At 69.1% G+C, this 6,834-nt stretch carries 7 protein-coding genes; 3 read left to right on the plus strand and 4 right to left on the minus strand.

Annotated features, from left to right (window positions below):
* Positions 1-171: 171 nt before the first annotated feature.
* The 3 genes from Pph01_RS42280 to Pph01_RS42290 are packed head-to-tail and all read right to left on the minus strand — an operon-like array spanning position 172 to position 2,765.
* Entirely contained in the window at positions 172-966 is a 795-nt protein-coding gene (locus Pph01_RS42280; RefSeq protein WP_239117420.1) for an ABC transporter permease, read from the minus strand.
* Between the two features lie 24 nt (positions 967-990).
* Positions 991-1,785: an ABC transporter permease gene (locus tag Pph01_RS42285; RefSeq protein WP_204078911.1), complete on the minus strand. Its 795-nt coding sequence runs from the start codon at positions 1,783-1,785 to the stop codon at positions 991-993.
* 26 nt (positions 1,786-1,811) lie between these two features.
* Positions 1,812-2,765 carry an ABC transporter ATP-binding protein gene (locus Pph01_RS42290; protein WP_204078912.1) on the minus strand — a complete coding sequence of 318 codons (954 nt, stop codon included), beginning with the start codon at positions 2,763-2,765 and terminating at the stop codon, positions 1,812-1,814.
* A 336-nt stretch (positions 2,766-3,101) separates the two neighbouring features.
* Between Pph01_RS42290 and Pph01_RS42295 the strand changes: the two genes are divergently transcribed.
* Complete coding sequence (locus tag Pph01_RS42295; RefSeq protein ID WP_204078913.1) at positions 3,102-3,410, plus strand: hypothetical protein; 309 nt, start codon at positions 3,102-3,104, stop codon at positions 3,408-3,410.
* A 125-nt stretch (positions 3,411-3,535) separates the two neighbouring features.
* On the opposite strand, the gene Pph01_RS42300 is transcribed toward Pph01_RS42295, so the two are convergent.
* Positions 3,536-4,177 (minus strand): protein-L-isoaspartate(D-aspartate) O-methyltransferase, encoded by a 642-nt coding sequence (locus Pph01_RS42300; protein WP_204078914.1) that lies wholly within the window; start codon positions 4,175-4,177, stop codon positions 3,536-3,538.
* A gap of 351 nt (positions 4,178-4,528) precedes the next feature.
* On the opposite strand from Pph01_RS42300, the gene Pph01_RS42305 reads away from it, so the two are divergent.
* A complete protein-coding gene (locus tag Pph01_RS42305) occupies positions 4,529-5,179 on the plus strand; it encodes a hemerythrin domain-containing protein (protein ID WP_204078915.1) in 651 nt (216 codons plus the stop codon).
* Positions 5,180-5,433: 254 nt separating this feature from the next.
* Positions 5,434-6,834: phosphodiester glycosidase family protein (locus tag Pph01_RS42310; RefSeq protein WP_204078916.1), on the plus strand; the 1,401-nt coding region annotated here is incomplete at its 3' end.

Genomic DNA, 6,834 nt, shown 5'->3' on the forward strand with positions numbered 1-6,834 from the left:
GTCAACGGTGACACCAGCATGGTGCGCAAGGGCGACGCCGGCGGCTTCTCGCCCATCGCCGCCTGAGTGGCGGCTCTTCCCCTGACCGACCGCCTGCCGCCGACAGGGGGACGCCGGCCGGTCGCGGCGGGGGACGGGTCGCCCGCGCCGTAGTGCGGCGAGGACACCGCCTTAAGGACGCAACGTGCCTTCCAGACGGCGTACGGCGATGGCGAGCGCCACGATGCCGAGCACGGCGAGATAGATCACGGCGATGGCGGGGTAGCCGCTGCCGGTGCCGAGGAAGGCCGCCCGGACCAGTTCGACGCTGTGGTAAAGCGGAAGGACCTCCACGAACACCTGGACCGGACGCGGGTAGACGCTCAACGGGAAGAAGGTGGTGGCGAACAGGAACATGGGGAGCATCACCAGTTGGATCAGCTGGAAGTCCTGCCAGCTCCGTAGGAACGTCACCGTGAGCAGCCCGACCGCGGCGAAGGCGAAGCCGATGAGCAGAGCGCTCGGGATGACCAGGAGCGCCCCGGGCAGATCGGCCAGGCCGAAGATGCTCACGACGACCAGGAACACGGTGGAGACGATGGCTCCGCGCACGAGGGCCCAGAAGACCTCGCCCAGCGCTACGGAGCGAACCGACATGGGCGTGGTGAGGATCGACTCGTACGTCTTGTCGGTGGTGAGCTTGCCGTACATGTTGAACGTGGTCTCGTTCATCGCCCCGTTCATTGCGGCGGTGGCGAGCAGCGCCGGGGCCACGAACTGCGGATAGGAGATCGAGGCGCCGAGTCCCGGCACGTCGCCCACGAGCAGACCGACGCCCACGCCGAACGCCAGCAGGTACAGCATGGGTTCGAAGATCTCGGCGAGCAGGACCGGCCAGGTGTGGCGGTAGATCATCAGGTTGCGCTCGACCATCGTCCACGCGCGGCCCGGGCGCAGGGGGAGTTCGGCGGGTGCGCCGGTCGGCATCGCCGTCACGAAGCCTCCTTCTTCTCAGACGTACAGCTTGCGGCGGTAGGTGCGGCGGGCCACGTACAGGCCGATGACCACCATCACGCTCAGGTAGCCGAGGTGGACCAGCACGCCGTACGGCGTGGCCGCGCCCAGCGCGACCGTGCGGCCGAGGTCGACGCCGTGCCACAGGGGCGTCGCCCAGGCCACCCATTGCAGCGGGACCGGCAACTGCTCGATCGGGAAGAACGTGCCGGAGAACATGTAGAGCGGCAGGACCACGAACCGGAACATCGCGTTGATCTGGGAGGGGCGGGTCACGGTCACCGCCCAGGCCGCCGCCGGGGCGGCGAAGGCGATCGCGACCAGCACCGCGACCAGCACGAGCAACGGCGCCCTGGCCGGATCGACCGTGCCGAAGAGCATGCTCACACAGGTGAACAGAACGGCGTTCTGGGTGGCTCGGAGGATCCAGTACATCAGGTGCCCGTAGAGGATGCCCGCCGGCTCCAACGGAGTCGAGGCGGCGGCGCGGTAGCTGCCGCGTGACATGGCGCTCTGCATGACCGGGCCGGACGCCTCGAGGAAGGCGGTCTGCATGACGCCGGCGATCAGTATGCCCGGCAGGATGAACGTCAGGTACGAGTGGCCGTGCAGGTACGCGCTGTCTTCGCGGTCGACCAGCGTGCCCAGGCCCAGCCCGAGCGCGGTCAGGAAGAGCAGCGGGTTGCCGATGCTGATCACGATCGAGCCGCGCCACGTGCGGCGGTAGCGGAACAGCCAGTAGCCGAGCTCGCGGAACGCCGGCGCCGAGAACGCCCTGGCCAGTGTGTGCATGTCTCCTCGGTGCGGTCGCTGGGGGATCAGTCGAGAAGGGAACGGCCGGTCAGGGTGAGGAAGACGTCCTCCAGGCTGGATCGCCGGACCAGTGCCGTCAGCGGCTGGACGCCCTGCCGGTGCACCGCGCTCAGTGTCTCCTCGCCGTTGTCGGTGGAGAGCAGGAGCCGATCCGGCAGCTCCTCCATGCGCTCGGTCAGGCCGCGGCACTTGTCGGTCATCGTCTGCCGCTCTCCCGGCGCGAACCGCAACTCCAGCACCTCACGCATGGTGTAGCGGGCGATCAGCTCGGCGGGTGCGCCCTCAGCGACGATCTTGCCGGCGTCCATCACCACCAGCCTGTCGCATAATTGCTCGGCCTCGTCCATATAGTGCGTGGTGAGCAACAGAGTCACGCCGTCCTGCTTGAGCTGGAACAGCCGCTCCCAGAGCAGGTGGCGGGCCTGCGGGTCGAGCCCGGTCGTGGGCTCGTCGAGCAGCACGATCTCAGGCTCGTTGATGAGCGCACGCGCGATGGTGAGCCGCCGCCGCATGCCGCCCGAGAGGGTCGTCACCGAGTCATCGGCCTTCTCGGACAGGCGGGTGAACTCCAGCAGCCGCGTGCTCCGCTCGCGCAGAACCTTCCACGACAGCCCGAAATAGCGGCCGTAGATCAGCAGGTTCTCGCGGACGGTCAGCTCGGTGTCGATCGTGTCGTCCTGTGGCACGACGCCGAGTCGCGCCCGGATCTTGGCCCCGTCGGTGCCGCTGTCGTAACCGAGGATGCGCAGGCTCCCGGCCGTGACCGGAGACACGCAAGCGATCATGCGCATCGTCGAGGACTTCCCGGCTCCGTTCGCGCCGAGCACCCCGAAGGCCTCACCTCGCCGCACCTGGAAGTCGATCCCGTCGACGGCCGTGAACCCCGCCTTGTCGCCCGGCTTGCCGTAGACCTTCCGCAATCCCCGCGCATCGATCAGCGCTGTCGACGAGTCGGTCATCCATGCTCCTCCGCAGCGAGGGTTTGCCAGCGTGCCGGAGCGAACGTACTAATCTTGCAGTGATATTTCAAGATTTTGCCATGAGAATTCGGCAATCAGTTGGATATTTGAGCAATTCGGTCAGATGATCGATATGTCCGTCGGCGACGGCGAGGTGCGGACGCAGATCTACGAGGAACGTGACCTGGCCCCGTTCCTTGGAGCAGAAGATCCGAGACTTCTGCGGATGTTCGTCCGTGTGGGGAGTCGCTCCGCTCACCAGGGGCCGATGCCGGGAAACGAAGTAGATCACCGTGGCGACGTGCGCGTGGATCGGGCAACAGAGAGGATCGGAGCATGAGCGAACATCCACCTGGTGGCAGTCCTGAGTGGCTGCGGGAACTTTCCGACGTCATGTCCCGTGCCGGCCGGGCGATATCCGAGGCGCTCGAGATGGCAGAGCCGGCCGCTCGCAGGGCGGCGGCGGAACTCGCGCGGATGCGGCAAACCATGGCCGCGCAGGGCGCGATGGGCTCCGCGTACCGCGGTGACCTCGACGAGTTGCGCACCGCTCTCGAAATGCTGCCTGCCGAGCAACTGCAGGAGATCTCAGCCGCCGCCGCCCTGCTCGCGTCCACGGCCGACGAAGTCCTGAGGGAGCGGTGACCATAGGCTCGACCGAGGCCGGCGAGTCCGAAAGCGATGTCCCTTCCGCGCCACCGGCTCCACGGGGCCCGGGCGCCGGCCCTCCGTCCGCGCTCCAGCACGGCGGTTCGGTGGGCCTGGTCTGGTCAGGATGTGAAGCCGTACCGTCCGCGGAGGCGGACGAACCTGGCCAGCGTCAGCACCTGTTGGCGCTCCAGCCCGGTGGGTGTGCGCCGGAACAGGACGACCTCTTCCCGCCCGCCCGGTCCGATGGGCTGTACCAGGCGCCCGCCGTACTGAAGTTGTTCGATCAGCGGCGGGGGAACCTCGGGAAACGCCGCGGACACGAGGACGGCGTCGTACGGTGCGTGGTCCGGAACACCGCCGCTCCCGTCCCCGACCAGCAGTTCGACATTGCCGATGCCGAGCCGGGCCAGGTTGCGCCGAGCCTGCTGAACGAGATCGGGCCAGATGTCGATGCTCACGACATCGCCGGCCAGGCGAGCCAGCAGCGCGGTCTGGAAGCCGACACCGGTGCCGATCTCGAGCACGTGCTCGCGCCCGGTGAGGCCGAGGCCCTCGATCATCCTCGCCGACAACGAAGGCTGCGTGGTCACCTGGTCGTGCTCGATCGGGATGGGGACGTCGTCGTCGGCGGCCGCGGCATCCTCGGGAGGGACGAAACCCGCTCGCGGCGTCACGCGCAACGCCTCAAGCAGCCGCTCGTCGCGGACGCCTGCCGCCCGGACGGCTCGGACAAGATCTTCGGGAGAAGCGTGTCCGGCCACTTGGGCAACCCTTCCGCTCACCGGAGAGTGATGACGCCGTTCCGCGTAAGGCGAGGCCGTCGATCTCGGCGGGCGACCTGGCGCGGGGCACAACCTGGGCTGACGAGCTTACCTGCGGAGGGGTCGATCCGACCGTCTGCGAAGCGGAGCGCCGCGATGCGGCGTCAACCATCGGACCGCGCTCATTCGGGGCGGCCGGAGCGCATGGCCCACGGACACTTACCTGAGGGCATTCAACAGTTCACCGGAACGGCATAGCAGCGTAAACAGCATGCTTCTACGCTTCCCTCGTCGAGATCGTCAAAAGGGGGCGGCATGGGGGCGAAATCAGGTCCTGCGGACACTCGGATCATGGCCATCGTGCACGGTGCATTGCGCCGCGACCTCGATCGCACGCGGGCGGCGCTGACGAGCGAGCCGCATCCGGTGGGGCGGCAGCGGCGCGCGCTCGGCGAGCACGTGGTCTGGATGATGGACTTCCTGCACCACCACCACAGCGGTGAGGACAAGGGACTCTGGCCGCTGGTGCGCGGCCGCAACCCCGCCGCGGGCCCGCTGCTGGACTCGCTGGAGGCCGACCACCACCGGATCGTCCCGGCCATGGAAACGACGATGGCCGCAGGCCGGAAATATGCGGACACGACGACGGACGAGGCCCGCGCCGTGCTCGTCACAGCGCTGGACGAGCTGAACGAGGTGCTCGTCCCTCACCTCGACCGCGAGGTCGAGGAGGGCATGCCGGTCGTGTCGACGAGCATCACCCAGGCCGAGTGGGAGGCGTGGGACCAGGCCAACAACATCAAGCCGAAGTCGTTCGCCCAGTTGGGCCTGGAGGGTCACTGGCTGCTCGACGACATCGACCCCGAGGGGTATCAGGTCGTGGTCAACCTGGTGCCCCCGGTTCCGCGGTTCCTCCTCATCCGCGGTTTCGCCCGGGCGTACCGGCGCAGGGCCGCCGCCCGCTGGGAGCCCGACCTGTCGGCGACGCGGTCCCAGGCGTGACGACGGGGCTGGCACCTCGGGCGCGGCGGCCGTACGAGCCGGCGAGCAGGGGGACTTTCGAGGCGTGGTCGCGGCGGCGCACCGCCGTGGGGACGACTACCGCCTCTTCCGCGAAGATTCATCGCGTGCCCGCGGTGGCGTCATCCGCACTTCTCGGCTGATCTTTTTAATCGGGTCCGCGCCCTTGATCGAACTGGGTGCACCGGGGGCGTTGCCTCCGTGTCGTCTCTCGACCCGAGGTTCCAATGAAATTGATGGTCCTGAACCATCGGCCACTGCTGGTGGCGCTCGCCGCCGCGACCACGCTGGCGGTCTTTCCCGCCGCCGCGTACGCGGACGGCGGTCAGCCCGCGCCGGTCACCGGCGGAATCCCCCTGATCAACACGACCGAGAAGATCGGTCCGGGGATCGACCTGCAGCACGTGAAGGCGCTCGACCAGAAGGGCTGGTACGACGCGCAGTTCCTGACCGTGGACCTGTCCAACAGCGCGGTCGGCACGGACCTGCTGACCTCCGGACCGGTCGCGTCCGGCGGGCCGCTCAGCGCGGCCGCCAACAAGGCCGGCGCCGTCGCAGGCGTCAACGGCGAGTTCTTCGACATCGGCAACTCCAACGCGGCGCTCGGCGGAGAGATCCAGAACGGGCAGCTCGTCAAGACGGCCGACATCGGCGGCCGCCCGCACGTCGGCGTCAGCCAGGACGGCATCGCCCAGCTCGTGGACCTCACGGTCAACGCGAACGCGAAGTTCGCGGGCGCGGACCACAAGGTCCTGACGATCAACGCCGCGAACGGCGGCGGGGTCCCCGCGGACGGCCTGATCGCGTTCACGTCCGCGTGGGGCGACTACACCCGCAACCGCGGCCTGTCGGGCGTGGCCAACGACCAGATCGCCGAGGTGCTGGTCGAGAACGGCTCGGTCGTGTCGGTCACGCCGAACGGTCCCGCGGGCTCGGGGACGATCCCGGGTGACGGCTTCGTGCTCGTCGGGCGCGGCGCCGCGGCGACCGCGATCCGCGCGCTGCAGCCCGGCGACCCGGTGACGCTCAGCTACGAGCTCGCCGACGACGTCGCCAAGACGATGAAGTTCGCGCTCGGCAACGGCGGCACCATCATCTCCGGCGGCAAGGTCGTCGGGGGTCTCGACACCTCGATCGCCCCGCGCACCGCGCTCGGCTTCAAGGACGGCGGCCACACGCTCGTGCTCGCCACCTGGGACGGCCCGGGCGGCACCGGCAAGGGCGGCGTCGGGATCGACAAGGAGGCGCGCGACCTCGCCGCGATGGGCGTGCAGACCGCGGTCAACCTCGACGGCGGCGGCTCGACCACGATGGTCGCCCGCGCGCTCGGCGAGGACGACGCGACCGTCCGCAACGTCCCGTCCGACGGCCACGAGCGCAACGACCCGAACGGTGTGGGCGTGTTCGTCGCGAAGGGCGACGGCAGGCTGCACGAGCTCCTCGTCAAGCCCGCGCCGGGTGCGGCGTCGGCCGACGGCGGCGTGAAGGTCTTCCCGGGGCTGCACCGTGCGCTCGTCGCGCAGGGCGTCGACGACCACCAGACGCCGGTGACGGTCGACCCCAAGTCCGTGCGGTGGTCCGCTCACGGAACGTCCGTCAAGGGCGGCACCCTCGAGGCCTCGGCCAAGCAGCACGGT

It is taken from the genome of Planotetraspora phitsanulokensis (assembly GCF_016863295.1).
Lineage (GTDB): Bacteria > Actinomycetota > Actinomycetes > Streptosporangiales > Streptosporangiaceae > Planotetraspora > Planotetraspora phitsanulokensis.

Coding starts and splice junctions, on each gene's coding strand:
- Pph01_RS42280 (WP_239117420.1), bottom strand. CDS start 966: ATGCCGACCGGCGCACCCGCCGAACTCCCCCTGCGCCCGGGCCGCGCG.
- Pph01_RS42285 (WP_204078911.1), bottom strand. CDS start 1,785: ATGCACACACTGGCCAGGGCGTTCTCGGCGCCGGCGTTCCGCGAGCTC.
- Pph01_RS42290 (WP_204078912.1), bottom strand. CDS start 2,765: ATGACCGACTCGTCGACAGCGCTGATCGATGCGCGGGGATTGCGGAAG.
- Pph01_RS42295 (WP_204078913.1), top strand. CDS start 3,102: ATGAGCGAACATCCACCTGGTGGCAGTCCTGAGTGGCTGCGGGAACTT.
- Pph01_RS42305 (WP_204078915.1), top strand. CDS start 4,529: ATGGCCATCGTGCACGGTGCATTGCGCCGCGACCTCGATCGCACGCGG.